The sequence below is a fragment of the Massilia atriviolacea genome (assembly GCF_003953935.1).
GTDB classification, from domain to species: domain Bacteria; phylum Pseudomonadota; class Gammaproteobacteria; order Burkholderiales; family Burkholderiaceae_D; genus Telluria_A; species Telluria_A atriviolacea.
This window is the reverse complement of record NZ_RXLQ01000020.1, coordinates 15,522-42,479: the sequence shown is the minus strand read 5'-3', so window position 1 is coordinate 42,479 and position 26,958 is coordinate 15,522. Positions and strand designations below refer to the sequence as shown.

General features: G+C 67.1%; 20 protein-coding genes. 6 read left to right on the top strand and 14 right to left on the bottom strand.

The genetic code is table 11. The features are described from left to right. Positions 1 to 312: 312 nt before the first annotated feature. The 7 genes from EJB06_RS27055 to wrbA are packed head-to-tail and all read right to left on the bottom strand — an operon-like array spanning position 313 to position 8,710. Positions 313 to 2,163 carry an ABC transporter transmembrane domain-containing protein gene (locus EJB06_RS27055; RefSeq protein ID WP_126077144.1) on the bottom strand — a complete coding sequence of 617 codons (1,851 nt, stop codon included), beginning with the start codon at positions 2,161 to 2,163 and terminating at the stop codon, positions 313 to 315. Between the two features lie 26 nt (positions 2,164 to 2,189). Next, entirely contained in the window at positions 2,190 to 3,260 is a 1,071-nt protein-coding gene (locus tag EJB06_RS27050) for a lipocalin-like domain-containing protein (RefSeq protein WP_198420930.1), read from the bottom strand. Then, entirely contained in the window at positions 3,257 to 5,797 is a 2,541-nt protein-coding gene (locus tag EJB06_RS27045; RefSeq protein ID WP_126077142.1) for an FtsX-like permease family protein, read from the bottom strand. Before EJB06_RS27045 ends, EJB06_RS27050 begins: the two co-directional genes overlap by 4 nt. Beyond that, the gene (locus EJB06_RS27040; protein WP_126077141.1) at positions 5,794 to 6,249 is read right to left on the bottom strand and encodes a hypothetical protein; all 456 of its coding nucleotides are present in this window, start codon (positions 6,247 to 6,249) and stop codon (positions 5,794 to 5,796) included. Before EJB06_RS27040 ends, EJB06_RS27045 begins: the two co-directional genes overlap by 4 nt. A 14-nt stretch (positions 6,250 to 6,263) precedes the next feature. Further along, positions 6,264 to 7,688, bottom strand: coding sequence for an FAD-binding oxidoreductase (locus EJB06_RS27035; RefSeq protein ID WP_370660156.1), 1,425 nt, complete (start codon positions 7,686 to 7,688; stop codon positions 6,264 to 6,266). Positions 7,689 to 7,693: 5 nt separating this feature from the next. Then, positions 7,694 to 8,098 carry a DUF2069 domain-containing protein gene (locus EJB06_RS27030; RefSeq protein ID WP_126077140.1) on the bottom strand — a complete coding sequence of 135 codons (405 nt, stop codon included), beginning with the start codon at positions 8,096 to 8,098 and terminating at the stop codon, positions 7,694 to 7,696. Beyond that, positions 8,099 to 8,710 (bottom strand): NAD(P)H:quinone oxidoreductase, encoded by a 612-nt coding sequence (wrbA, locus tag EJB06_RS27025; RefSeq protein WP_126077139.1) that lies wholly within the window; start codon positions 8,708 to 8,710, stop codon positions 8,099 to 8,101. Positions 8,711 to 8,829: 119 nt separating this feature from the next. On the opposite strand from wrbA, the gene EJB06_RS27020 reads away from it, so the two are divergent. After that, positions 8,830 to 10,185, top strand: a complete 1,356-nt coding sequence (locus tag EJB06_RS27020; RefSeq protein WP_126077138.1) for a YihY family inner membrane protein — start codon at positions 8,830 to 8,832, stop codon at positions 10,183 to 10,185. A gap of 13 nt (positions 10,186 to 10,198) precedes the next feature. Here the strand turns inward: EJB06_RS27020 and EJB06_RS27015 are convergent, their stop codons facing one another. The 3 genes from EJB06_RS27015 to EJB06_RS27005 are packed head-to-tail and all read right to left on the bottom strand — an operon-like array spanning position 10,199 to position 12,649. Continuing rightward, complete coding sequence (locus tag EJB06_RS27015) at positions 10,199 to 10,504, bottom strand: Mpo1-like protein (RefSeq protein WP_126077137.1); 306 nt, start codon at positions 10,502 to 10,504, stop codon at positions 10,199 to 10,201. Positions 10,505 to 10,527: 23 nt separating this feature from the next. Then, entirely contained in the window at positions 10,528 to 11,337 is an 810-nt protein-coding gene (locus EJB06_RS27010; protein ID WP_126077136.1) for an alpha/beta fold hydrolase, read from the bottom strand. Position 11,338: 1 nt separating this feature from the next. After that, complete coding sequence (locus tag EJB06_RS27005) at positions 11,339 to 12,649, bottom strand: O-acetylhomoserine aminocarboxypropyltransferase (protein WP_126077135.1); 1,311 nt, start codon at positions 12,647 to 12,649, stop codon at positions 11,339 to 11,341. A 223-nt stretch (positions 12,650 to 12,872) separates the two neighbouring features. Between EJB06_RS27005 and EJB06_RS27000 the strand changes: the two genes are divergently transcribed. From EJB06_RS27000 to EJB06_RS26990, 3 genes are read left to right on the top strand one after another with little or no spacing between them, the layout of a single operon-like run. Beyond that, on the top strand, positions 12,873 to 13,325 hold the full coding sequence (locus EJB06_RS27000) for a CBS domain-containing protein (protein WP_126077134.1): 453 nt from the start codon (positions 12,873 to 12,875) through the stop codon (positions 13,323 to 13,325). A 1-nt stretch (position 13,326) separates the two neighbouring features. Continuing rightward, positions 13,327 to 14,217: a PhzF family phenazine biosynthesis protein gene (locus EJB06_RS26995; RefSeq protein ID WP_307720482.1), complete on the top strand. Its 891-nt coding sequence runs from the start codon at positions 13,327 to 13,329 to the stop codon at positions 14,215 to 14,217. Positions 14,218 to 14,266: 49 nt separating this feature from the next. Further along, a complete protein-coding gene (locus EJB06_RS26990) occupies positions 14,267 to 15,274 on the top strand; it encodes a TolB family protein (protein ID WP_126077133.1) in 1,008 nt (335 codons plus the stop codon). A gap of 69 nt (positions 15,275 to 15,343) precedes the next feature. Here the strand turns inward: EJB06_RS26990 and EJB06_RS26985 are convergent, their stop codons facing one another. Then, a complete protein-coding gene (locus tag EJB06_RS26985; RefSeq protein WP_164558051.1) occupies positions 15,344 to 18,481 on the bottom strand; it encodes a ligand-binding sensor domain-containing diguanylate cyclase in 3,138 nt (1,045 codons plus the stop codon). 144 nt (positions 18,482 to 18,625) lie between these two features. Continuing rightward, complete coding sequence (locus EJB06_RS26980; protein ID WP_126077131.1) at positions 18,626 to 20,887, bottom strand: GGDEF/EAL domain-containing response regulator; 2,262 nt, start codon at positions 20,885 to 20,887, stop codon at positions 18,626 to 18,628. Positions 20,888 to 21,195: 308 nt separating this feature from the next. On the opposite strand from EJB06_RS26980, the gene aroC reads away from it, so the two are divergent. Both aroC and EJB06_RS26970 read left to right on the top strand, forming a co-directional pair. Continuing rightward, a complete protein-coding gene (gene aroC / locus EJB06_RS26975) occupies positions 21,196 to 22,290 on the top strand; it encodes a chorismate synthase (RefSeq protein WP_126077130.1) in 1,095 nt (364 codons plus the stop codon). Continuing rightward, positions 22,283 to 23,455: an MFS transporter gene (locus EJB06_RS26970; RefSeq protein WP_229427313.1), complete on the top strand. Its 1,173-nt coding sequence runs from the start codon at positions 22,283 to 22,285 to the stop codon at positions 23,453 to 23,455. The genes aroC and EJB06_RS26970 overlap by 8 nt, the downstream gene beginning before the upstream one ends. Here the strand turns inward: EJB06_RS26970 and EJB06_RS26965 are convergent, their stop codons facing one another. Beyond that, positions 23,456 to 24,970 carry an HDOD domain-containing protein gene (locus EJB06_RS26965; RefSeq protein WP_229427312.1) on the bottom strand — a complete coding sequence of 505 codons (1,515 nt, stop codon included), beginning with the start codon at positions 24,968 to 24,970 and terminating at the stop codon, positions 23,456 to 23,458. It abuts the gene before it with no gap. Continuing rightward, positions 24,967 to 26,691 (bottom strand): putative bifunctional diguanylate cyclase/phosphodiesterase, encoded by a 1,725-nt coding sequence (locus tag EJB06_RS26960; RefSeq protein ID WP_229427311.1) that lies wholly within the window; start codon positions 26,689 to 26,691, stop codon positions 24,967 to 24,969. Before EJB06_RS26960 ends, EJB06_RS26965 begins: the two co-directional genes overlap by 4 nt. Positions 26,692 to 26,958 lie beyond the last annotated feature (267 nt).

Sequence of the window (26,958 nt, the reverse complement as noted above, 5' to 3'; positions counted from 1 at the left end):
AAACTCCTGATTATATCGTAACGTCCCAACCGGGGTCAGAGCTTTAAGTCGCAACATTGTCAAATCGCGCTCTGCGGGGTTTGGCCTCAACTGAGCAACATTGCCGGCCGAACTAGCTGCTTTCGATGGTGAAACGATCAAACTGGCTAAATTTGACATATTTCCCGCTAGAGCGCAGTTCCAAACCGAAAGATTTCCTAAAAAGCTTTGACTGAGGTGGTGAAACTGTCAAATGTTGCAAGTTAAAGCTCTGACCCCGGTTGTAGGAATGGGAGAAGTGCCGAATCGGCGGTCAGCGCTCGGCTTGCGTGGTCAGGCTGCTTCGTGGGCGATGTGGATGTTGTGGAACTGCAGGGCGGCCAGGTTGGCGTAAATGCCGCCCAGCGCGACCAGCGAGGCGTGCGTGCCGGTTTCGACGATCTTCCCATCTTCCATCACGATGATGCGGTCGGCCCGCTGCACCGTCGCCAGCCTGTGCGCGATAATGACCGTGGTGCGGCCCACCATCGCCGCTTCCAGCGCACTTTGCACCAGTCGCTCCGATTCGGCGTCCAACGCACTCGTCGCTTCGTCGAGCAGCAGCAGCGGCGGATTTTTCAGCAGCGCGCGCGCAATCGCGATGCGCTGGCGCTGTCCGCCCGAGAGCCGCACCCCGCGCTCGCCCAGGAACGATTTGTACCCCTGCGGCAGGCGCTCGATGAATTCGTGGGCGGCGGCCATGCGCGCGGCGGCGATCACTTCGGCGTCGGTAGCGTCGGCGCGCCCGTAGCGGATGTTTTCCATGGCGTCGGCCGAGAAGATCACCGTGTCCTGCGGGACGATGCCGATGGCCTCGCGCAGCGTGTGCAGGTCGAGGCGCTTGATGTCGACGCCATCGAGGGTGATGGTGCCGCTTTGCGGGTCGTAGAAGCGCAGGAACAGCTGGAACAGGGTGGTCTTGCCGGCGCCGGAAGGGCCAACCACGGCCACCGTTTCGCCCGGAGCGATGGAGAGCGTCAGATGCCCCAGCGCCGCCGTCTCGGGTCGCGATGGATACGAGAAGGTGACGTCGTTCAGGGCCAGCGCGGCGCCCGGGCCGGTGCGCGCCGGCAGGGCGAGCGGCTTGGCCGGGTTCTGGATCGAGGACTGCACCGACAGCAGTTCGAGCAGGCGTTCGGTGGCGCCGGCGGCGCGCTGGGCTTCGCCCATCACTTCCGAGAGCGCGCCGATCGAGCCGGCCACGATCGAGGCGTACAAAATGAACTGGCCAAGGTCGCCGCCGGTCATGGTCCCTTCCAGGACGGCATGCGCGCCGAGCCACAGCACGAACACGATGGTGCCGAACACCAGCACGATGGCGAGCATGGTCAGCAGCGCGCGCGCGCGGATGCGCCGCATCGCGGTCGAGAACGCGCCTTCGACCGACCGGCCGAAGCGGGCCGATTCGATTTTTTCGTGGGTGAAGGCCTGCACGGTCGGCATGGCGTTGAGGATTTCGCCGGCCATGGCGGAGGCGTCGGCGATGCGGTCCTGCGAGTCGCGCGAGAGCTTGCGCACGCGCCGCCCGAACAGCACGATCGGCACGATCACGGCCACCAGCAGCGCCAGGATGATGGAGGACAGCTTGACGCTGGTGACGAACAACATCACCAGCCCGCCCACGAACAGCAGCACGTTACGCAGCGCCATCGAGATGCTGGTGCCGACCACCGCCTGGATCAGGGTGGTGTCGGTGGTGATGCGCGAGAGGACTTCCCCGGTCTGCGTGGTCTCGAAAAACTCGGGGCTCTGGTCGACCACGTGCTTGTACACGGCGCTGCGGATGTCGGCGGTGACGCGCTCGCCCAGCCAGCTCACGGTGAAGAAGCGCGCGGCGGTGGCCACTGCCAGCAGCGAAGCCACGCCGAACAGGGCGAGGAAGGTGGCGTCGACATGGCGAATGCTCTTCGCCCCGGCCGAGGCGCCGAAACCGAGGTCGATCATCTGCTTGAAGGCGGCCGGAATCGCCAGGGTGGCGCCGGCGGCGACCACCAGCGCGATGCCGGCCATCAGGAACTGGCGGCGGTACGGGCGCAGGAAGGGGAACAGGCCCTTGAAGGCGGCCAGGCTGCCTTTGCGGTTCGATTCGGACGCGTTGCTGTTGGTCGGGCTGTGGGTGGCGCTGCTGGTGGAGCTGTTGGTCATCGTGTCAGTGCTTCAGTGTTCGTTTTTTAAAGTTTCATCGCGCGGTCGTATCCGGTCATTTCGAGGTAGCCCTTGCCGGCCGGCTTGCCGTCGCGCTTGACCGTGACCGCGCCTTCCCAGTAGACCGCGCCGGTCGAGCGGCGCGAGTCGAGTTCCTGGTCGGGCTGCAGCGGGTCGATCCGCCATTGCGTGGCGCCGGTCGTGATCGTCGTCGCCACCGGGTAGACGGCGTGCGTGCGCGGCGACGTCCAGTGAACCTGCGGCGTAAATACCACGTCGCCGGGAGCGTATTGCGTCACCTTGCCTGCCGCATCGCGGACCGTCGCGTGCGCCCATAGTTTACCACCTTGTTTGCTGCGGATCTGGAAAGCCATCAGCGCCGAGCCGTCATCGAGGTTGGCGCCGACCCAATTCCAGCCCTGGGTGTCGGGCGGCAGCGCTTCGGTCGACCATTCGTGATCGAGCCAGGCGCTCCCTTCGACCGCCTGCACGGCGCCCTTGCCGGCGGCGGCGCTGCCGCGCACCTTGAGCTGCGGCTCGCTGTAGTAGTAGCTGGCGTACTGGCCGCTTGCGCTCTTGCGCGAAAAGCCGCCCTGGCCCTGCGGCAGCACCGGCTGGGTCGGGGCCAGGCTCAGGTCGAGGGTCAGGTGCGGCGAGGCGATGCTGACGCGGTAAGTGCCGTCGGCGCCGCGCAGCATGGTCCAGTCGTCCAGTTTGAGGTCGGTGTTGCCGGTTCTGGCGTGCGCCAGGCCGAAGCCTTCGCGCACGGTGCGCTGGTCGTGCGCCAGCTTGCCGAGCGTGGGGTCGGACACGGCGGCGTGGCCGATCACCAGCTGCCTGGGCGCGAACGCGCTCGGGTTGGCGCGGTCATGCCCGGTGGCGCGCCGGAAGAACGTGACCTGGAAACCGAGCGGCTTGCCGTCGGCGGTCTTGAGCCAGCCGGTGACGTACCACCATTCGGTGAGGTAGTCCGGATGCGCGCCGTAATCGGCCGGGAACGACAGCGCGCGCCCGGGCGCGACCACGCCGAAGGCCGGCGGCGCCGCATGGCCGATCTGGGCCGCCGCGATCAGCAGCGCAAAAATGAATCGTCTCACCAGTCCTCCCTGACTGCTCGAATGGGTCCGCCCGACAGGGCAAAGCGCCCCGACACCAGCGCCGTGAGCACGGACGCGATCAGCAGCACGGTGGCCACGCCGCCGACCAGCGCCCATGGCACGTGCAGCTGCATCGACCAGTGGAACGATTGCGGGTTGACCACGTAGACCAGGATCGTGCTGATGACGAAGCCGAGCGCGAAGCCGCAGGCCACGCCCAGCGCCGTCAGCGCCCCGCCTTCCAGCGCCAGGATGCGCAGGATCTGCCCGCGCGTCACGCCCACGTGGCGCAGCATGCCGAACTCCCTGGCGCGCGCCAGGGTCTGGGCCGAGAAGGTGGCGGCCACGCCGGCCAGGCCGATGGCGATCGCGATCGCTTCGAGCACGTAGGTGACGGCAAAGCTGCGGTCGAAGATGGTCATGCTGAGGGCGCGGATTTCGCCCGGCTTGGCGAAGTCGAGGGCGCGCCCGAAGGGCAGGGCGCGCACCTTCTGTTCCAGCTGGTCGGCGTCGACGCCCTTGCTCACCCACATGGCGGCGTCGTTGACCTGCGTGTCGCCGGTCAGCGCGCGGTAGTCGGACAGGCGCATCTGCACCGAGCCGGCCTGGGTGGCGTAGTCGCGCCATACGCCGGCGACAAAAAACGCGCGCAGCCGTCCGCCCAGCGGCAGGCGCAAGCTGCCCCCGGCGCGCGCGCCGTACAGGTCGACCATCGCTTCCGAGACCCAGACCGGGACCGCGCCGGACGGCACCGCGACGGTCTGGCCGCGTATCAGGATCGTGCGCCCGGGGTCGAGCACGTCGATCGGGCGCGCCATCAGCAGCACGTCGGGCCGGGCCGCGTCGAGCGAGATCTGGCGCGAGCGCAAAAAGTCGACCCGCGCCGCGCCCGGCAGGGCGGAGAGCGCGGCCTGCTCGGCAGGACCGAGGCCGCCGGCGCTGCCGCCGCTGGTAATGCGCACGTACAGGTCGGCCGGCAGCAGTTGCACCAGCCAGTCGTCGAGCGAGACGCGGAAGCTCGATACCATGATCGCCATCGCCACCATCAGGCTGAAACTCGATAGCACGCCGCCCAGCGCAATGGCGGCCTGGCCGGAGGCATTGGCCAGTCTCGCCATGGTCAGCGCGAGCACCGGATGGCGCTGGGTGCGGCGCATCGCCGCGCGGTTGACCATGCCGAACAGCGAAGCGGCCAGGCGCGGCATCAGGCCGATCCCGCCGATCAGCAGCAGGCCGATGGCGGCGTAGCCGAACAGCGGCAGTTCGAACACGGGTGGCGCGAACGCCAGCGCGCCGGCCAGCACGATGCACAGCACCGACGGCCAGATGCGCGCCAGGCGCGCCAGCGCGACTTCGTCGGTGCCCGATTTGAGGGCCACCGCCGGCGCCGCGCGCGAGGCTTCCCAGGCGGGGGCGACACACCCGAGCAGGGCCACGCCCAGGCCCAGCGTAAAGAACACCACGGCCGCCACCGGCGTGAACTGGACCGCCGGACGGGCGCCGGTAAAGTAGCCGGCCCCCAGGTCGCCGCCGAAAAAGTGCAGCGCGGCGGCGGCCAGCGCATAGCCGGCGCCGATGCCGAGCAAGGCGCCGATGACGCCCAGGCTGGCTCCTTCGAGCAGGACCTGGCGCAGCAGCTGGGCGCGTTCGACGCCGAGCACGCGCAGCAGCGCGAACTGGCTGCGGCGCCGGATCACCGACAGCGCCTGGGTCGAAAACACCAGGAAGGCGCCGGTGAACAGGGCCACCAGCGCCAGCACCGTGAGGTTGACGCGGTAGGCGCGGCTCATGCCCTGGTTGCGGCTTTCGGCGTCGTCGTCGTTGGGCTGGCCGACGTTGAAGCGGCCGGGGAAATCGCGTTCGAGTTCCTGCGCCAGCGCGCGCTGGAAGGCGCCGCGGTCGACCCCGGCGCGCAGGCGCAGGTCGATGCGGGTCAGGGTGCCGGCTTTGTCGAAGCGCCATTGGGCCGCGCCGATATCCATCACGCCGATGCGCTGGCCGGGCCGCGCCTCCTGCAGGCCGCCGGCCACGCGCAGGGTAAAGTCGCGCGTGCCCGAGCGCAGTTGCACGCTGCCGCCGCGCCGGGTCCTGAGCCAGTCCATGGCCGCCGGCGACAGGAACACGGCGTCGTCGGCCATCATGTCCATCATGTTCTCGCCGTCGGTGGCGGCGAGCAGGCCGGGTGTGACGAAGCCGGCGCGAAAGGCGTCCAGGCCGATGATTTTCAGGGTGCCCTGCGCGCCCGGCACGCCGGCGTTGAGGCTCAGGATCGGCGAGGCCACCGCCACCGAGGGATGCCGGACCAGGCGCGGGTAGATCGCTTCGTCGAAGCCGGTGTCGCGCGCCGCCACCTGGATGTCGGCCTGCCCCGACAGGCTCTTGACCGCCGCCGAAAACTCGTTGAAGGCGGAGGCGTTGATCAGGTGGATGGCAAAGCCCATCGCCACGCCGACCGCGATCGCCGCCACCGCGAGCAGGGCGCGCACCGGGTGCGCGCGCCATTCGCCGAACAGGAGCCAGCGCGAGAGTGTCTTCATGAACTGCACGCGGCGTCGACCGCCCGGGCCATGGCCTGGGCGTCGAGCTCGCGTTCGATCTTGCCCTGTCCCCCGACCTTGGCGGCTTCGGCGGCGAGGCGCTTGTGCTCTTTCTGCTGCTTCTGCTGCATCCTGGCGCAGTCGGCCTGGCGCCGCGCTGCGGCGCGGTTGATGCGGGCCGCGTCGCGCGCGGCCTGCGCCTGCCTGGCGTCGCTGCCGGCGCGCTCCTTCTGCAAGGTCGCCAGCAGTGCCTTCTGGCGCTGCAAGGCGTTGGCGGCGTCCGCATCCGGCGCCGGGGCGTCGGGCAGCGCGTCGAGCCGGGTGGCGCGCCCGGCGGTGCAGGGCTCGCTGCTGTAGGTGATCTTGCCGCCGCTCGTGCATTTGTGGATGGGGTCGGCGCTGGCAGCGCAGTTCAGGGCCAGCAATCCCAGCATAATCAGGGGTCGTAACATGATGTGCTCCGTGGTCAAAGGATTTTTCCAGGATTCATAATGCCGAGCGGGTCCAGCGCCGCTTTGATGGCACGCATCATGTTCAGTTCGACCTCCGGTTTATATCGCTTGAGCTCGTCTCTTTTGAGGGCGCCGATGCCGTGTTCGGCCGATATCGAGCCGCCGTGCGCGGCCACGCTGTCGTGCACGATGCGGTTGAGCGCTTCCTGGTTGGCCAGGAAATCCTCGTGCGCGGTGCCGGGCGGCGGCGCCACGTTGTAGTGCAGGTTGCCGTCGCCCACGTGGCCGAAGCAGACCAGCTGGCAGCCGGGGAAGGCTGCCAGCACGCGGGCGTCGGTAGTGTCGATGAAGTCGGCGATGCGCGAGACCGGCAGGGCGATGTCGTGCTTGACGTTCTTGCCGGCCGCCGCCTGCGCCAGCGGGATGTGTTCGCGCAGCTTCCACAGGGCCAGCGACTGGGCCACCGAGGTGGCGACCACGGCGTCGTCGGCGATGTCCTGCGCGATGGCGTCGGCGATGGTCTGTTCCAGCAGATCGACCGCGTGTTGTTCCGATTCGCTGCTCGACAGTTCCAGCAGCACGTACTGGGCATGGCGCGTCACGAACGGCTGGGCCAGGCCGGGGAAATGGGTGCCCACCAGGCGCAGGCAAAAGTCGGACATCAGCTCGAAGCCGGTCAGGCTGGCGCCGCAGCGGTCCTGGGCCAGGGTCAGCAGGTCGAGCGCCTGGCGCGGCGCGGCGATCGCCACCAGGGCCGTGATGGCCGCGCGCGGCTGCGGGAACAGGCGCAGCACGGCGCCGGTGATCACGCCGAGCGTGCCTTCGGCGCCGATGAACAGGTCGCGCAGGTCGTAGCCGGTGTTGTCCTTGCGCAGGCCGCGCAGGCCGTTCCAGATGTCTCCCTGGGCGGTGACCACTTCCAGGCCCAGGCACAGTTCGCGGGTGTTGCCGTAGCGCAGCACTGCGGTGCCGCCGGCGTTGGTCGACAGGTTGCCGCCGATGCTGCAACTGCCTTCGGCGGCCAGCGAGAGCGGGAACAGGCAGCCTTCGGCGGCGGCGGCTTGCTGGATGGTGTGCAGGATGCAGCCGGCGTCGACCGTGATGGTGCGGTTGACGGTATCGAGCGCGCGCACCCGGTTCAGGCGCGCCAGCGACAGCACCACGGCGCGGCCGCTGGCGTCGGGCACGCCCCCGAGCACCAGGCCCGTCTTGCCGCCCTGCGGCACGATCGGCACGCGCTGCGCGGCGCAGGCTTGCACCAGCTGCGCCACCTGCTGCGGGTCGGCCGGACGCAGCACCGCCAGCGCGCGCCCGGTGAAGCGGCCGCGCCAGTCGGTGAGGAAGGGCGCCATGTCCGCTTCGCTGGTGAGCACGTGCGCGGCGCCGGCGATGGCGCGGCAGCGCTCGAGGAAGCCGGCGCCGGGGGCGCCCAGGGTCACGTCATTCACTTGGTCGATTTGGTGGAGTTGACTTTCTCCAGCAATTCCTTGGCCATTTTTTTCGCGGCTTTTTTATACGGGCGCAGGTAGAGCAGGGCGCAGGCGAAGTAGATGAAGACGAGCACGATTTCGCCCATCGCCATCATGCGCGACACTTCCAGCTTGTCGCTCCAGGCGCGCACCACGCCTTCGGTGAAGTAGAGCAGGATCACCATGGACGACCATTGCAGGGTGTAAATATCGCGCTTGATCACGCCGCCCAGGGGAATCAGCAGGGGCAAGACCTTGAGCGACAGGATCCAGCTGCCGGGGCGCAAGGGCGCAACCACGATTTCCCATGCCAGCAGCCAGAGGATCAAGACCACCAGGCTGGCGATGGCGCCGATATGAAAGTACTTGGGTGGCTGCATTTATTCGGCTCCGTGCAGGCGCGCGGCGGTTTGCGCGAGGCGCCGGCCCATGGCAATGGCGAGGCGCTTTTCATCGTCGCTGACCGGCTTGTTGCCGTCCACGCCGGCCCAGTGGGTCGGACCGTAGGGCGTGCCGCCGCTGGTGGTGGTCATCAGTTCCGGATGGCTGTAGGGCAGGCCCATGATCATCATGCCGTGGTGCAGCAGCGGGATCATCATCGACAGCAGGGTCGATTCCTGGCCGCCGTGCAGGCTGCCGGTGGAGGTAAACACCACCGCCGGCTTGCCCGAGAGGGTGCCGGCCAGCCATTCGGCCGCCGTGCCGTCGAGAAAATACTTGAGGCTGGAGGCCATATTCCCGAAGCGCGTGGGCGAACCCAGCGCCAGGCCGGCGCACTCGGCCAGGTCCTGGGCTTCCACATACGGGGCGCCGGCCGGCGGAATGGCGGGCTCGGTCGATTCGGCCACGGTGGAAACGGCGGGCACGGTGCGCAGGCGCGCATCGACCCCGGGAACGCTCTCGATGCCCTGGGCGATCAGTTCGGCCAGCTTGCGCGTGGCGCCATGGCGCGAGTAGTACAAAACGAGAATAATCGGATTGGTTTGGTTCATCGTTGGTATTATAGGGCGCTTTACAGGGTTACATCGGCGCTGCCGGCGCGTTTTTCACGCGTTTCTCCAGATACATGCTTTCAAAAACAGTCCATTCGATTTCCCGATCCACCAGCCACATGATCAATACCAGTGTCGACATGGTGCGCGGCCTGACCTGGAACGAAGCGCGCGACCTGCTGCGCTTTGCCCGCCGCCGCCTGAACGAAGAGCGCTTGCCGCAAGTGGCAGGCAGCCTGACGTTCACCAGCACCCTGGCGCTGGTGCCGCTGCTGACCATCGTGCTGGCGATTTTCACGACCTTTCCCGTATTTAGCAATTTCCGGGTTGCGCTGGAAGCGTATTTCGTCCAGACCCTGATGCCCAAGGCGATCGCCAACACCATCACCGGCAACCTGACCCAGTTCGCCAGCAAGGCCAAGAGCCTGTCGGTGGTGGGCGCGGTGGCGCTGGTGTTTACCTCGGCGATGATGATGAACATGATCGAGCGCGCCTTCAACCAGATCTGGCGCGTGCGCGACGTGCGCCCGATTGCCCAGCGCGTGACGATCTACTGGGCGCTGGTCACGCTCGGGCCGCTGCTGTTCGGGCTGTCGCTGACGGCGACCTCGCAGCTGTTCATGGCCACCAGCGCCCTGACCGGCAGTTCGCCCTTCCTGAGCGCGCTGTTCTACACGGCCGCCTCGGTCGGGCTGACCACCGGCGCCTACACGCTCTTATACATGACGGTGCCGAACCGCTTCGTCGACTGGCGCGACGCGGTCTGGGGCGGCCTGGTGGCGGCGCTCGCCTTCGAAGTCGCCAAGCGCCTGTTCGCCATGTTCGTCAGCCAGTTTCCGACCTACGCCATCATTTATGGCGCGCTGGCGGCGCTGCCGCTGTTCTTGATGTGGATTTACCTGTCGTGGATGATTACCCTGGTCGGGGCGATCATCACCGCCGCGCTGCCGGTCATCAAGTACGAGCGCTGGTGGTACGAGCCGGCGCCGGGCGCCGAGTTCGTCGATGCGATGGCGATCCTCAAGGTGCTGTACGGCGGCGCCCGGGTCAGCGATACGGCGCTGGTGTCGAGCGTGGCCATTCGCGCGCATACGCGCATCGGCTACGATGAAATGACCACCTTGCTCGAACAGATGCGCAGCATGGGCTGGGTCGGCCGGGTGCAACCGAGGGGCACGGTCCGTTCGCGCTGGGGCAAGAGCGGGATCGAAAGCGCCGAGAACTGGGTCTTGCTGGTGAATGTGGACAAGGTGACGCTGGCCGACGTGTACCGCCTGTTCGTGTTCGGCCGCACCGCGATCGATGCGGCCGGGGCGATCGATGCCGACAAGGACGACCAGCACGGCAAGAACGGGCCGATGATACTCGACGGCAGCGCGCTGGCGCGCCAGGTCGAATTTGCGGTGGAGCAAGGCTTGAACCAGACGCTGGCGCAGCATTTTGCGGCGCCGCAGCTGGCGGCGGCGCGGGCGTGAAGAACGGGCCATCCTACCAGCTCAGCTTCCCCGTCAGCATCTGCCAGTACATCACCCAATCGCCCATGAAGGAATACACGGGCCGCGCAAACGAGGCCGGCCGGTTCTTTTCGTAGAAAAAATGCCCGATCCAGGCGCCGCCGTAGCCCGACACCAGCGCCATTGCGATCCACCACGGGTTCATGCTCGCCACATACTGCGTCAGCGCCGCAATCGCCGACGAACTGCCCAGAAAATGGGCGCGCCGGCACAGCAGGTTTTCATGCTGAGTCAGATAGTAAGGATAAAACTCGGCAAAGCTGGCGTGACGGGTCGGCATGCGGCTCTCCTGGCTACTCTACTCTACGCGGGCGCGGTGGCGAAGCCGAACAGCGCGTCCAGTACGGCGTCCGGCTGCTCGGCCATCAGTTGATGTCCGGCATCCACCTGTACGATTTTGCCATGCTTGATTGCCGACGTCAGCAACTTTGTCGAGCGCGGCGGCGTCATCATGTCCTTGCTGCCGAAAATGAACAGGGTAGGGCAGGCGACCGCTTCGGCCGCCGCCTGGCCGTTGGCGTAGGCATTGCAGGCGAAAAAGTCGGTGTAGAACAGCTGGTCGGGATTGATGGCCGACATGCGCTGCATCAGCCGCTGCGCGCCGCCCATCGTATAAAACCCCGGTCCGGGGCAGGACGGCTTTTGCGCCATCGAGGAATGCGAGAAGATGTTGACCATGTCGATCGCGGCCTGCTCGTTGTTCTTGGCCGTGTCCAGCAGCGCGTCCGAGACCTTCATCGGATAGGTGGTGCCCAGCAGCGCCAGGTGGCTGACCCGGCGCGGCGCCTGGAATGCCGCTTCCAGCGCGATCAGGGAACCCATGCTGTGGCCCGCCAGGATGGCGCGTTCCACGCCGGCGGCGCCCATCAGCGCCAGCAGCCAGGCCGCCATTTCCTCGACGCTGTGCAGGGCAGCGCCCTTGCTGCGGCCGTGGCCGGGCAGGTCGACCGCCAGCACGTTGAAACCGTGATGGGCAAAATAGCGCGACTGCAAAGCCCATACCGAATGGTCGTTCTGGGCGCCGTGAATGAAGACGATGGTCGGCTGGGCCGCGTTGAAGGCCTTGCCGCCGCTGTAGCAGTAGGCGTCGAAGCCGGGAAGGTGAACCATCATCTCAAGCTCCCTTCTGCGACAGTTTCAGGCCGCGCGCGAGGTCCTCGATCAGGTCGTCCGCGTCTTCCAGCCCGATCGACAGGCGCATCGTGCCTTCCTTGATGCCCGACGCCGCCAGTTGTTCGGTCGGCACGCGGAAATGGGTGGTGGAGGCCGGATGGATCACCAGCGACTTGGCGTCGCCCACATTGGCCAGGTGCGAGAAAATCCTGAGGGCGTCGACGAAACGGCGCCCGGCCGCGCGGTCGCCTTTGAGGCTGAACGAGAACACCGCGCCGCATCCCTTCGGCAGCAGGCGTTTGGCCAGGGCGTAGTCGGGATGCGATTCCAGTTCCGGGTAGGACACCGACTCCACGGCCGGATTCGACAGCAGGAACTCGACCACCTTGCGCGTGTTGGCCACGTGGCGGTCCATGCGCAGGCTGAGCGTCTCGATCCCCTGCAGGACCGCGAACGCATTGTGGGGACTCATCACCGCGCCGAAATCGCGCAGGCCTTCGCGCCGCGCGCGCAGCGAAAACGGGGCCACGGTCGACTCCTCGGCGAACACCATGCCGTGGAAGCCCTCGTACGGCTCGCACAATTCGGCGAAGCGTCCGGTCTTGTCGTAGGCGGCCTGCCAGTCGAAGGTGCCGCCGTCGACCAGCAAGCCGCCGATGGCGGTGCCGTGCCCGCACAGGAACTTGGTGGCCGAGTGGAACACCAGGTCGGCGCCGTGGTCGAAAGGCCGCAGCAGATACGGCGTGGTGAAGGTCGAATCCATCATCAGCGGCAGGTGATGGTCGTGCGCGATGGCCGAGACGGTGGCGATATCGAGCACGTCCAGCCCCGGATTGCCCAGCGTCTCGGCGAACAGCACCTTGGTGTTGGGGCGGATCGCGGCGCGCCAGGCGTCGGGGTCGCGCGGGTCGACAAAGGTGGTCTCGATGCCGAAGCGCTTGAGGGTGTAGCCGAGCAGGTTCTGCGAGCCGCCGTACAGCGCGCGCGAAGCGACGATGTGCGATCCGGCGCCGGCGATGGTCGCCAGCCCGAGGTGCATGGCGGCCTGGCCGCTGGCGGTGGCGATGCCGGCCACGCCGCCTTCCAGCGCGGCGATGCGTTCTTCCAGCACGGCGTTGGTCGGGTTCGAGATGCGCGAATACACATGGCCGGCGCGTTCCATATTGAACAGCGAGGCCGCGTGGTCCGAGTCCTTGAACGCGAACGAGGAAGTGAAATAGACGGGGGTGGCGCGTGCGCCGGTGGCCGGGTCGGGCGTGGCGCCGGCATGCAGCGACAGGGTGTCGAAGCCGGGATACTGAGGTCCGCTCATGGTGGGCTCATCTCGTGGTAAAAAAGGATGGGCCGAATCGTAGCACGCATGCGTTGCACAAAAACGTGGTTTGCTCGCTAAAATGGTGCAAATGCCAATCGGGCGCTGTCAGCAGTGCCATGATCGATCGCAATGCTGGATTTTTTGCCAAGCTTACGCTACAGTCGGAGCTAGGGCTTATAACAGGCATCCACTTATAACCTCACCACAGAAGGCGGCCACCATGAAAGTCTCAGAAATCCTTCAAGTGAAGGGCAACATCCTCTATACCGCAACGCCCGAGATGCTGCTCGTCGATGCCGTCAACACCATGGCCGAAAAGGACATCGGATCGCTGGTGGTGATGGAGTTCGGCGACCTGGTCGGCATGCTGACATTCCGCGAAGTCATCAAGGTGCTGCACAAGAACAACGGCGCGGTCGGCGGCGGCACGGTGCGCAAGCACATGGACGACCATCCGATCACGGTCACGCCCGACACCGAAGTGAACGAAGTGCGCCGCATGATGCTCGAAAAGCACGCGCGCTACCTGCCGGTCATGAACGCCAAGACCCTGCTCGGCGTGATTTCGTTCTACGACGTCGCGCGCGCGGTGCTGGAGGCGCAGAGCTTCGAGAACCGCATGCTCAAGGCCTACATCCGCGACTGGCCGGCCGAAACCGCGCAGGAAGACTGATTTGACGGCGGCCCTGGGCGCGGCGCGCCGCTTCAAGCAGGTGGACGTGTTCACCGGCGTCGCGTTCAAGGGCAATCCGCTGGCCGTCGTGCTCGACGCCGACGGCCTGTCCGACGCCCAGATGCAGGCCATGGCGCGCTGGACCAACCTGTCCGAAACCACGTTCGTGCTGACGCCGCGCGATGCGCAGGCCGACTACCGCGTCCGCATTTTCTCTCCCGATACCGAGTTTCCCTTCGCCGGCCATCCGACCCTGGGCACGGCGCACGCCTTGCTGGAAGCGGGGCTGGCGCCGCGCCGCGCGGGCACGCTGGTGCAGGAGTGCGGCGTGGGCCTGGTGCCGATCGACGTCGGCGCCGATGGCGCGCTGGCGTTTCGTGCGCCGGCGGCCAGCCTGGCGCCGCTGGCGCTCCAGCATCAGCCATTGCTCGCGCGCGTCTTGCCGGGCACCGTGATCGACGCCGGCTGCACGCCGCTGATCGCCACCATGGGCATCGCCTGGCTGGTGGTGCGCTTGGCGAGTGCGCAAGCCTGCCTCGATGCGCGCGTCGACGGCGCCGCCTTGCAGGAATTGACGCGCCTGGGCGTGACCGGCGTGGCGGTCTACGGCCCGCATGATGCCGGCGGGCCGGCCGATTACGAGGTCAGGGCGCTGTTTACCAAGCACGGATCGCTGGTCGAAGACCCGGTCACCGGCAGCGCCAACGCCTGCATCGCGCGCGTGCTGGCGGCGCAGGGCTTTCCCGATGGCGGCGAGACCAGCCGCGCTTACAGCGCGCGCCAGGGTGCCTGTCTGCAGTGCGACGGGCGCATCGCAGTGACGTACATAGATGGCGAACCGTGGATTGGCGGGCAGTCGATCACCGTGATCGATGGCATCGTGCGCGTTTAAGATGTGGTATCGCTACGCATGTTTGGTCATATCGGCAGGTTTGACGGGCATGGCGATGGCGTCTGCGCCAAGCGCGGACGCAGCTTGTGGCCAGCATGAATCCAGCGGCGCGGGTAAAGTTGCATTGTCGGCGATGCGCATCACGACGCCGCTGTATGCGGTGGAAGATGCAGGCCGGCTCGTCAAACTGGACCTCATCAGCGGCAAGACGACGATCCTGTCCGACCACGGTTTCGATTCGGCGCCAACCTTGCGCGCCTCGGCCGACGGCAGATGGCTCAGTTACAGCGGCGTTCTGAAAACAGGTAACAAGACGCAGTACTGGCTCTACGACCGACGCAGCAATTCGGAACGGCTGGTGTATGAACACCCTGCATGGGGAGGCGGAATTCCCGGTTTTTCGCCGGACAGCCGCTATCTGGCCATTGGCGCGAGCTACGACAGCCGCTGGACAAATGCCAGCGGTGCCGGCATTTTTGTGTTTGACACCGCAACTGCGCGCCTGGTATCCGTCGAGCTGCCCCCTACAATTCCCGTCCAAAAAGCATGGGCTGCGACCGATTGGTCGCAGGATGGCAAGACGCTGTTAATCATGGTGCGCGCAATGTCCGGTAGCGGTCAATTCTATGTTGGTTTTCATCCCGCCAGTGGCCGCATCGAAAAGCTGTCGGGTCAGTACGATTCGCGCACACATCGCCATGACTTCAAACGCGGTGCGACGGCCATCGGTGTTGCCGATGAGGGTGTGCCGCGTTCGCACGAGGCGCACCGGTCGGTGCGGTCGCCGGGCGGGCGGTGGCATGCCTATCTCGACCAGCGACACGATAGCCGGCCGTACCGGCTGGTCGTCGAAAACAAGGCTGGTGCGATCAAGCCGGTCGCTGTTGGGCACTATCATCAGTGCGAAGGCTACACGCTCAATATCATCGGCTGGCTCGATGAGCGGCATCTGGTGTATCGGCATGGCATGATGAAGTATCTTGTCTTTGACGCGGAGACGGGCAACACGGCACAACTGTATGGGGACGACAATACGGCGCTGTCGTTCACATGGTAAGGCAGGACACCCCCGCTTCTTGCGCCCGGCTGCAATGGAAAGAGCAGGCGCGCGTCCATGAACCAATCGTTACGCCGGGTTATTCGACTCCGCCAGCGCCGCATGCGCCGGCGTCAACTGGTCGCTCGAACTGATCAGGGTCGCGCGCCCGGTATCGATCATCGCCTGCGCGCCCAGGTGCAGCTTTTCGATCAGCTCCGCGTTGTCCACCCCCGGTTTCGGGCGCAGTGCGCTCCAGCCGTTGCGGCCGTTCGCCTTGATCCAGTACAGCGCCGCATCGGCCAGTTCCACCAGATGCTCCCAGCTCACGCGCTTGCTGTCGTCGAGATACAAGCCGCTTTCGGCCAGCCCCACTGAACACGTCAGGGACACCGTAATGCCATCGCCCAGGTCGAACACATGGCTGGCCACCGCGCGCCGGATGCGCTCTCCCAGCACCGGCACGAACTGGCGCGTGCTGGGCCGGCACACCAGCAGGAATTCCTCGCCGCCCCAGCGCACGATGTAGTCGCCCACCCGCACCTGGCCGCGCAGCACGTCGGACACCTGCTGCAGCACCCGGTCGCCCGCGCGGTGGCCGTAGGTGTCGTTGATGCGCTTGAAATGGTCGATGTCCACCAGCGCGAACAGCAGCGTGTTGTCGCCCGAGCCGGTGCGCTTGTTCTCGCGCTCGTAAAACGCCAGGTCGGCCGGAATCTGGTTGCTCAGGTAGCGCCGGTTGTGCAGCCCCGTCAGCGGGTCGGTCTGGCTGGCCAGTTCCAGCGCGCGGTTGGCCACGTGCAGCTGCTCGGTGCGCTCGGCCACCTGCAGTTCGAGCGCGGCGCGCTGCTTCTCGTGCGAACGCCGCTGCAGCCGGTAGCCGCCGTAGATGGTGCCGCCCAGCAGGGCCAGCAACAGCCCGTAGAACCAGCTGGTCTCGTAAAAATGCGGGGCGATCGTGAAGTCGAGCCGCGCCGGCAGCTTGTTCCAGACGTCGGCGTTGTTGCTGGCCTTGACCTCGAAGCTGTACGAGCCGGCCGGCAGATTGGTGTAGTTGACCGAACGCGGCGCGCCGGCCGCCAGTTCGCGCCAGTCCTTGTCGTAGCCGTGCAGGCGGTAGCGCAGCACCACGCTGGCCGGGTCCTGGAAGGAGAGGGCGGTGAACTCGAACGCCATGTCGCGCGCATCTTCGCGCACGCGCAGCGCGCCTTCCTGGCCGTGGCGCATGTCGCGCCAGGTGTCGAGCACGCGCACGCGCTCGATCACGGCCGTGGGCGGGGTCATGTTCTTGGTCAGGCCCATGGTGTCGAGCGTGACCACGCCGTCGCGGCTGGGCAGCCAGAGCGTGCCCGCCGGATCCATGAATCCCTTGGAATTGCCCGCGCCGTTGCAGCAGAAACCCTGTTCGCCGCTGCGCCGGTCGCCGCGCTCGTTGAGGATCATCTCGCCGTAGGCGGTCTTGGCCTGGCCGTTCTGCACCTGGCGCATGTCGGCCACCGGTACCCGCAAAATGCCGCGCAGGCCGGCCGACCACAGGTAGCCGGCCGCGTCCTCGGTCAGGTAAAACGGCGCGTTCGGCGGCAAGCCTTCGGCGGCGGCGAATTTGTGCCAGCGGCGCCCGTTGAACAGGTACAGCTCCTCGGTCAGCGAGCCGAGCACCAGCGAGCCGTCGCGCAGCTCGGTGATGGCGGTGACGTCCATGCCGGGCTGCAGGCCGCTGTCCAGGCCGATCTGCTCCATGCGGTCGCCGCGCAGTTCGTACAGGCCGTCCTGGGTCGTCACCAGCAGGCGCCCGTCCTTCAGTTCGCGCACCTGGCGCGCGCGCACGTCGTGCAAGCCTTCGTTCTTGCCGAATTTGACGAGCTTGCCCTCGGCCAGGCGGAACACGCCTTCGCTGGTGGGAAACCAGATCACGCCGTTGCGGTCGCGCACGATGCCGTTGATCTGCGCCGCCGCCATCGGCGCGAACAGGGCAGGCGCTTCGATCTTGCCGTCGCGCCACAGCACCAGCCCGCGCCGCGTGCCGATCCAGATCCGGTCGGCGTCGGCCAGCAGGTTGTAGGCGTGCGGATGGGGCAACTGGCTGCCGCTGAGCACCTGGCGGAAGCGCCCGTCGCTGTACACGCTCAGGCCGTCGTTGGTGCCGACCCAGGTGCGCCCGTCCGGCGCGCGCGCCACCGACCAGACGATCGGTTCGGTCAAGCCTTCGGCCGCGGCCAGGCGCCGGGTCGAGCCGTTCCACAGGCGCACCAGGCCTTGCCACTGGCTGCCCAGCCACAGGTTGCGTTCGCGGTCTTCGAAGGCGGCAAGCACGCCCTTGAAGGCGGCCGGGTTTTTGTCGGGGATGACTTCGGTGGCCTCGCCGTTGCGGATGCGCGCCATGCCGGCGTTGCTGGCAACCCACAGGTTGCGGTCGCTGTCCTGGTACAGCATGGTGGTCGGCGAGCTTTGCAGGATCGGCTCGCCGGTGGCCGCCAGCAGCGCGCCGCCTTCGCGCGCGAACAGGCCGACGCTGGTGCCGACCCAGATTTTTCCCTGCGCTTCGGCCAGCCGGCTGACCACGCCGTGGCGCAGGCCGGCCGGCAGGGCGATCAGTTCGATCTCCTTGCCGCGGCTGTGAAAAATGCCGCCGGCGCCGCCGATATACACCCCGTCGGCGCTCTTGAGCAGGGCGGTGGCCGGGGCCGGGCTGCCGGACCGGTGCACCAGTTTGCTGCCGTCGAAGTCGAATACGCCGCTGCTGGTGGCCACCACCAGCCGGCCCTGGTCCTCGGCCATGGCGTGGATGTCGAGCACGGGGAACTGCAGCGGATCGGCCGCCGGAATGGCGCGGAACACGCCTTTGTCGTAGACGGTCAAGCCCTTGTAGGTGCCGATCCAGAGGCGCCCGGCGCCGTCGGCCAGCAGGCTGCGGATCCACACGCCGGCGATGGCGGGCTGGTTTTCGGGCGAATAATTGGTGAAGCGCACGCCGTCGAAGCGCGCCAGGCCGGCCTGGGTGGCGATCCAGATATAACCCTGCTGGTCCTGGGCGATCGCTTGCACGCTCACCTGCGGCAGGCCGTTCTGGATCGACCAGCTGGTGCGCACGAAATGGTGGAAGGCTTTGTCGGGATCGAGGGCGTACGCCGGGCTGCATAGCGCCAGGCCGGCCAGTGCCAGCAGCGCACACGCACGCCTTGCGCGCCGCGCCAGCTGGTGCAAGCGCCCCGGAAAACTCGTACTCATGCATTCATTCAAGTTGGCGCCCCGTCCATTGCAAAGCATGACTACGATATTACGTGAACGGGGGCGCGCACGGGGCGTTTACGGTGACCGGAAGTGACCTTGTTGCCGATGTGCAACGATTGCTTGCTAGTGGGATATTTCCGGTCAAACTGGCGCCGACAGGCCGTCGTCGTTCAGCCATGCGTACAAGGCGGTGGTGGCCATCGGCCGGGCGAACAGGAAGCCTTGCGCCAACGGGCAGCCGAGCGCTTGCAGGATGGCGGCCTGGCGTTCGTCCTCGACCCCTTCGGCGATCACCGACAGGCCCAGGTTGCGCCCGAGCTGGATGACCATTTCGGCAATGCTGCTGCCGCGCGCCGAGTGCGTGATTTCGGTGACAAACGCGCGGTCGATCTTGAGCCGGTCGACCTGCAGCCGCTGCAGGTAGGACAGCGAGGAAAAGCCCGTGCCGAAGTCGTCGATCGCGATCGACACCCCGGTGTGCTTGATCTGGCCCAGCATCTTGATCAGCAGGTCCGGTTCTTCCATCGCCATCGATTCGGTGATTTCGAGTTCGATGAATTCGGGCGGAGCGCCCGTTTCTTCCAGCGCGGAGCGCAGCATGTCGAGGAAGTACGGGTGGCGGAACTGCACCTGCGAGACGTTGACCGACATCGTGAACTGGCGGTGCCCCGCTTCGCGCAGGCGCACCAGTTCATGGCAGGCGCTGCGCAGCACCCATTCGCCGATGTCGATGATCAGGCCCGAATATTCGGCGATGGGGATGAAGCGGTCCGGCGAAATGAAAGTGCCGTCGGGCGTCTGCCAGCGCAGCAGCGCTTCGGCGCCGACCGGGCGGCGCGCCGCCAGGTCCATCTGCGGCTGGTACACGACGAACAGCTCGCCCTTGGCAAAGCCGGTGCGCAGCGCGTGCATCATGCGCACGCGTTCGCGGATTTCCACGCCCATGCTGCGCGAAAAATAGAAGTGGCCGGCGCGCTGCTGGCTCTTGGCGCGCTTGAGGGCGATGTCGGCGTCCTTGAGGGCGTCGGCGCCGCTGCCGTCGTGCTCCGACAGGCGCACCAGGCCCAGGGTGGCCGACAGCTGGACATCCTGGCCGTCGATCGAGAACGGGGTTTCGAACAGCGCCAGGATGCGCACCGGATTGACGGCGGCGGCGTCGCCCAGCACCGAAAAAATATCGCCGCCGATGCGCGCCACCGTCAGTTGCTGGCCGAGGCGCTGCTGCAGGCGGCTGGCCACGGCGACCAGCAGCAGGTCGCCGAACTGGTGGCCGAGGGCGTCGTTGGTTTCGGCGAAGTGGTCGAGGTCGACCAGCGACAGGGTGGCGTCTTCGCGCGCCGGCCCGGCCAGCGTGGCGTCGAGGATTTCGACCAGGCGGGTGCGGTTGGGCAGCTTGGAGAGCTGGTCGTAGAAGGCGGCGTTGTGCAGGTGGCTGACCAGCTCCACGTTGTCCAGCCCCACCGCCACATTGCTGGAGAAGACTTCCAGCAGGCGCTGGTCGATCTCGCCCAGCATGCGCCCGGGCGCCAGGAAGGCGGCGAAATCGCGGCTCGATTTGCCGGCGAAGAACAGGGTCACCGCACCCGCTTCGTAGATATTGCGGCGCTGCGCCAGGGTGCGCTCGAGCGCGCTGGCGACGCTGGCGTCTTCCAGCGCGGTCAGGCGGCCCGCGCCGAGTCGCCGCAGCGCGCCGGCCGTGGCCATGATGTGCAGCTCGCGGCAACGCCCGTCCGGGCACTCCTGCACGCACAGCACCCCGTTCGGTTCGACCCCGAGGATGTCGGAGATCTGCGCCAGCACGCCGGCGGCGAAGTTCTGCACCCCGTGCAGCGCCATCAGCTCGGTGCTGGCGCGCACCACGCGGTCGAGCCCGCGCCGGTTGGTGCTGATCGCGCGGATCTGCTCGTACGAGCGGATGGCCGCCGTCACCGTCGTAAACAGCTTGATGCGGGTCAGTTCGGATTTGGTCTTGTAGTCGTTGATGTCGAAATCGCGGATGGCGTCGATCTCGGGCGCGTAGCCGGGCTGCCCGGTGCGCAGGATGATGCGCACGTCGGCCAGCTTGAGCGTTTCGCGGATGTAGCGCACCAGGTGCAGGCCGGCGTCGTCCTGTTCCATCACCACGTCGAGCAGGATGACGGCGATGTCGTGTTCGTGCTTGAGCATCTCGCGCGCCTGGCCGGCCGAATAGGCGTGCACGAATTCGAGCGGGCGCTGCTGCATGTCGAGGTTGCCGAGCGCGAAGGTGGTGGTCGAGTGCACGTCTTCGTCGTCGTCGATGATCATCACGCGCCACACGCCGCCCGGCCCCGCGCTCGCGGGCGCGGCGGGGTGTTCCTCCAAAAATACCAGGTCGTCGTGGTCGTCCTCAAGGTCGTCCAAGGGCGTGCTCGATGGGGGCATGTGTCGCTTCTCCAGGCGTTTCTCGGTCGTGATGCGTCGCCAGTATACGTCCGATTGCGATATCGAACGCACATTCGTGCCGGCAAGCCGGCGCCGGTCGTAGCGAACTGCCACTGCTTTTCCATAGCATGCCACGAATTCGGGCCACTGTATCTATTAACAGTGAGAAAAAGAAATTGCACAACAGATCAAGACCCTTGGCAAAATGCTCAGCGCGTGGCGAACGGGCCGGCGGGATCCTGGCCCTTGCCGCCAGCAAATGCGCGCGGGCTGGTAGAATTGGCTTTTCCGCCACTTTCCTTCCTATCATGTCCGGCAATTCTTTTGGCAAGCTGTTTACCGTTACAACGTTTGGCGAGTCGCATGGCCCGGCCATCGGCTGCGTGATCGACGGCTGCCCGCCGGGCCTGGTGTTGTCCGAAGCCGACATCCAGCCCGACCTCGACCGCCGCAAACCGGGCACCTCGCGCCACGTCACCCAGCGCCAGGAGGCCGACACCGTCGACATCCTGTCCGGCGTCTACGAAGGCAAGACCACCGGCACCCCGATCATGCTGATCATCCGCAACCAGGACCAGCGCAGCAAGGATTACGGCAATATCGTCGAGAGCTTCCGTCCCGGCCATGCCGACTACACCTACTGGCACAAATACGGCGTGCGCGATCCGCGCGGCGGCGGACGCTCCTCGGCGCGCCTGACGGCGCCCGTGGTCGGCGCGGCGGCGGTGGCCAAGAAATGGCTGCACCAGCAGTACGGCACCGTCTTCATGGGCTGCATGAGCCAGCTGGGCGACATTGTCGTGCCCTTCCAGGCCTGGGAACATGTGCCGGACAACCCGTTTTTTGCCGCCACCGGCGACCTTGACCTGATCGCGCGCATGGAAGCGGCCATGGACGACCTGCGGCGCGACGGCGACTCGATCGGCGCGCGCATCGACGTGGTGGCCAAGAATATCCCGGTGGGCCTGGGCCAGCCGATCTACGACAAGCTCGATGCCGACATCGCCTACGCCATGATGGGCATCAACGCCGTCAAGGGCGTGGAGATCGGCGCCGGCTTCCGCTCGGTGGCGCAGCGCGGCTCGGAGCACGGCGACGAACTGACCCTGGAAGGCTTTGTTGGCAATAACGCCGGCGGGGTGCTGGGCGGGATTTCGACCGGCCAGGACATCACGGTCTCGATCGCGATCAAGCCGACGTCCTCGATCCGCACGCCGCGCCGCTCGATCGACAAGGCCGGCAACCCGGTGCTGGTCGAAACCTTCGGCCGCCACGATCCCTGCGTGGGCATCCGCGCCACGCCGATCGCCGAAGCCATGCTGGCGCTGGTGCTGATCGACCACGCCCTGATGCAGCGCGCCCAGTGCGGCGATGTGCGGGTCGATACGCCGAAAATTGCTTAAAGCCGGGGCGGCGCCGCCAGCCGGGCCGCCGCTTCGACCGTTCGCGCTGTTCCTGTTCGCGTACTACGCCCAGGTCGGCGCGTTCGCCATTTACGCGACCCTGTTTTTTGCCGCGCGCGGCATGAGCGCGCCCCAGATCGGCGTGCTGATGTCGCTGATCCAGGTGTTGCGCATCATCGGCCCGAACCTGTGGGGCTGGCTGGCCGACCACACCGGCCGGCGCGTGGCCGTGCTGCGCCTGACCACCGCCGGCGCGCTGCTGGCCTTTTGCGGCATCTTCTTTGCCGCCAGCTACTTCCAGTTCATCGCCGTGATGGTCGCCTTCAACCTGTTTTCGAGCGCCCAGGCGCCGCTGGCCGAAGCGCTGCTGCTCGCGGCCATGCGCGGCGACGCCAGCAACTACGGGCGGGTGCGCATGTGGGGCTCGGTCGGCTTCATCGTGGCGGTGCTGGCCGCCGGCTGGCTGCTGGACTGGCTGGGCGTGGGCGCGCTGCCGTGGATCGCGCTGTTCCTGCTGCTGTGCGTCGGCGCGGCCGGCCTCGGCATCCGCCAGGCGCCGCTGGCGGCGCATGCCGAGGCCGCGCCGGGCCTGTGGAGCGTGCTGCGGCGGCGCGAGGTGATCGCCTTTTTCGTCTCGGCCGCGCTGATGGCCGGCGTGCACATGTCGCTCAACGCCTTTTACTCGCTGTACCTGGAGCAGGCCGGCTACAGCAAACCGGTGATCGGCATCATGTGGGCGCTCGGGGTGGTGGCCGAGGTGGCGTTCTTCTATTTCCAGGCGCCGCTGCTGCGCCGCTTCGGCGCCGAGCGCGTGATGATGTGCGCCTTCGCCGTGGCCGCGGTGCGCTTTCCGGTCATCGGCGCGGCCGGCCAGGTGCTGCTGGTGCTGGCGCTGGCCCAGCTGCTGCACGCGGCCACCTTCGCCGCGCATCTGTCGAGTTCCGTGATGGTGATGCAGCGCTGGTTCGCCGGCCCCCTGCAGGCGCGCGGGCAGGCGCTGTACATGAGCCTTGCCTACGGCATCGGCGGCACCGGCGGCGGACTGGCGATGTCGCTGTGCTGGGACAAGGTCGGCCCGCAGGCGGTGTTTTACCTGGCCGGCGCGCTGGCGGCGGCGGCGGCGGGCAGCGCGGCGCTGTCGTTCCGCTGGCAGCGCCAGGGCTGATCAGCGCGGCCTGGCGGCGTCCAGTTCCACCTGCTGGCGCCGCACCACGGTCTTGACGATCAGCGAACGCAGGTCGTTGAGCAGGCCGAATTCGGTCTGGCTCAGGTGGATCGCCGGGAAGCTGTCGTCCCAGTCGCCGTAAATGAAGCCGACCGGCTGGCCGTTGGACGAGAGCGGCAGGATCACGAAGCTGCGCGCGTCCGGCAGCGAATCCTTCCACCACTGCGGCAGCTTGGCCGCGAACTTGGCGTCTTGCGCGTTCTCCACAAAAATCACGCGGTCGCTCCCGAGCGAGGCGTGGAACACGTTGGCGCTGTAGGTATCGTCGAACGACAGCGCGCCGATCAGCGCGGCCGTGCCGTCGCCCAGCCCCATCTTGGCGATGTACCTGTTCTCGCGCCGGTTGCGCAGGAAGGCCAGCGCGCGCGAAAAGGTCAGGCCCTGGAACACGGTTTCCAGCGCCATCGACATCATCTGGCCCGGATTGGCGCTGGCGACGACGTCGCGCATGTCGGACACGCCCGACAGCAGCACCTTGTTGCCCTCCGCCCGCATGCGGCGCGTGGCCATGTCGGCGGCGCGCTTTTCGGCCGGCTTGGACAGCGGCGCGATCGACAGGTCGGCCGCCGCCGTTTCCTTGGCCTTTTCGATGGCGCTCAGCAGGTGATCGGGCGCAACGCCCAGCATCGACGAAAAATCCGCGGCCAGCACGCGCACCTGGGCCGCCCCGGCTTCGTCGTCGTTCCAGAGCGAACTGGCGCACTGGGACGACATGGTCGACACCGCGGCCAGCCAGTCTTCGTGGGTGAAGACGTCGCCGCGCGGGGCCGGTTCGACCCGGCGCATGCCGGCGATCAGGTTCTTCGGCAGGCCCCAGTGTTCGGCGGCGGCGCGTCCGATCGCTTCCATCGACATGCCCAGCACCGGCGGCGCGGCCGCGTCCTCGCCCCCGGTGCCGCCCACCGCCTGCAGCGCGGTCCAGCGCTCCGGCATGTAAAAGGTGACCATCATGCGCCCCAGGGTGTGCAGCATCGAGCAGACCACGGCTTCCTCGGCGTCGCGCGGGGTGGCGCTGGCGCTGGAGGTGACCTGCTGCGCCACGATCCCGGCCAGCACCGCTTTTTCCATCTCCACGTGGGCGATGGCCGAATCGGGCGAGGCGCGCGTCAGTTCCTCGATCAGTTTCAGGCCCAGCGCCAGGTGGCCGATCGCTTCCGTGCCCAGCACCAGCACCGCCTTGCTCACGGTGTTGATGCGCTGGCCGAAGGCCGAATACATGCCGCTGTTGGCCAGGCGCAGGACCTTCTGCGTCAGGACCGGGTCCGACAGCACGGTCTGCGTCATGCTGAACTGGTGCTCGTCCTCGCCGCGCATGGCGCCCAGGATGGCGCTGATGGCCTTGGCGAAGCCGGGCATGTCGCCGCGCCGGCGCACCCGTTCCCACAACTGGGCCAGGGTGGCGTCGGCGCTGGCCGGTCCCGGCGGCGACGGGTGGAGCAGGGCGCCGGCGATCATCGCGGCCCCGCCTGCGTTTCGATCGGCATCAGCGAGGCGTACAGGTCTTCCTTGAGGGCCGCCATGGCCGCGTGGGCCGGCATCGGCTTGCCGGTCAGGTAGCCCTGGATGTACTGGCAGCCGCGCCGGTCGAGGTAGTCGAGCTGCGCTTCGGTTTCGACCCCTTCGGCCACCACCGACAGGTCGAGGTGCTTGGCCAGGTCCAGCACCGCATTGCAGATCGCGCCATCCTTGGGCGCGTCCGGCAAGTCCTTGATGAAGGCGCGGTCGATTTTCAGCACCGAGATCGGAAACCGCTTCAGGTAGGCCAGCGAGGAGTAGCCGGTGCCGAAATCGTCGATGGCGATGCGCGCCTGCCGCTCGGCCATCTTGACGAGGATCGATTCTGCGTGCACGGGGTCGATCATCAGGGTTCCTTCGGTGATTTCGAGGACCAGCTGGCTGCCGCTCATGCCGGAAAAGGCCAGCGCGTGGTCCAGCACCTCGAGGAATTTATCGTTGCGAAACTGGCGCGGACTGATATTGACCGAGATGTACAGCGGCCGCTTGGCCGCTTCCTCGAAGTGCTTGAGCTGGACGCAGGCCGCCTTCAGGGCCCAGGCGCCCAGCAGGTTGATCAGGCCATTGGTTTCGGCGATCGGGATGAAGCGCACCGGCGGCACCATGCCCAGGGTCGGGTGCTTCCAGCGCATCAGCGTTTCGAAGCCCTGGATGCGGCGCGTGGCGGCGTCCACGATCGGCTGGTAGTACAGTAAGAACTCGCCTTCGCGCACCGCCTGGAACATGGCCGCTTCGAGCGAGATGTCGTGCTCCGGCGGGCCGCTGGTGCGCGGGCTGTAGACCAGGCAGCGCGCCTTGCCGGTTTCCTTGGCGCGCGACATGGCCGCGTCGGCCAGCGCCACCAGCTGGACTTCGTCCTCGGCATGCTCGGGAAACAGCGCCAGGCCGATCGAGGCGCCGATGTAGATGGTGTGCTTGTCGACTTCGAAGGGCGCCTGCAGGGCCGCCAGCAGGCGCCCGGTGACCAGCTTGATCTGGGCTTCGGTGCAGGTGCCCGGCAGGACCGCGACGAATTCGTCGCCGCCGATGCGCGCCAGGGTGTCGCTGTCGCGCAGGGTCTTGCGCAGGCGCGCCGCGGCGATGCGCAGCACGGCGTCGCCGACCGGGTGGCCCAGGCCGTCGTTGACTTTTTTAAAACTATCGAGGCCGATGCTGGCCACCGCAAAATGCTGTCCCGAGCGGCGCGCGTGGGCGATCACCATGCGGATCCGGTCCGACAGCAGCAGCCGGTTGGGCAGCTCGGTCAGGCTGTCGTGGGTGGCCATGTGGCGCAGCCGTTCTTCGGTCTCGCGCTGGGCCGAGATGTCGCGCCCGACCGCCAGCAGCAGCATGGCGCCGCTGGCGCCGCCCTGCTGCAGGCGGCACAGGCGCAGCTCGAACCAGAGTTCCTTGTGCGGCGCCTTCAGGCGCAGTTCGAGGCGCACCGGGGCGCCGGCGGCGTCGGCCAGGGCGGCGGCCAGGCCGGCCTGGTCGGCCTCGCACACCAGCGCGGCGAGCGCGGACCCCGGCGCAAAGCTGAACAGGGCGCCGGTGCGCTTGCTGGCGGCCTTGATCCGGCCGCCCGCATCGAGGCGGAACACGATGTCGCCGGCCGCTTCCATGAACTGGTCGAGCTCGGTGAGGGTGTCGCCCGGGGGCACGGAAGGGGCACTGGTGCGCATTGTAAAAGTCGTTACCTTGGTTTTATGGCTTGCCCTAGTTTAGCAAATCGCCATCCACTGTGACACGGAAAGATTCCAGAATGCATCAAAAATCGACGGTGATGCGCGTCATTCAATGTTGCTTGACCGAACGCAAAAGCCGGCGCTCGAGACGGGCGGGAAAGCAACTCTTGCCCTGTTTTCGGCTTTGGGCTAGGCTGTAGCGCGACGTGCCGCAGCGTGCGGGGCAGACCGTCATTGTCGCTCACCGGCGCCGTTTCGGGGGTG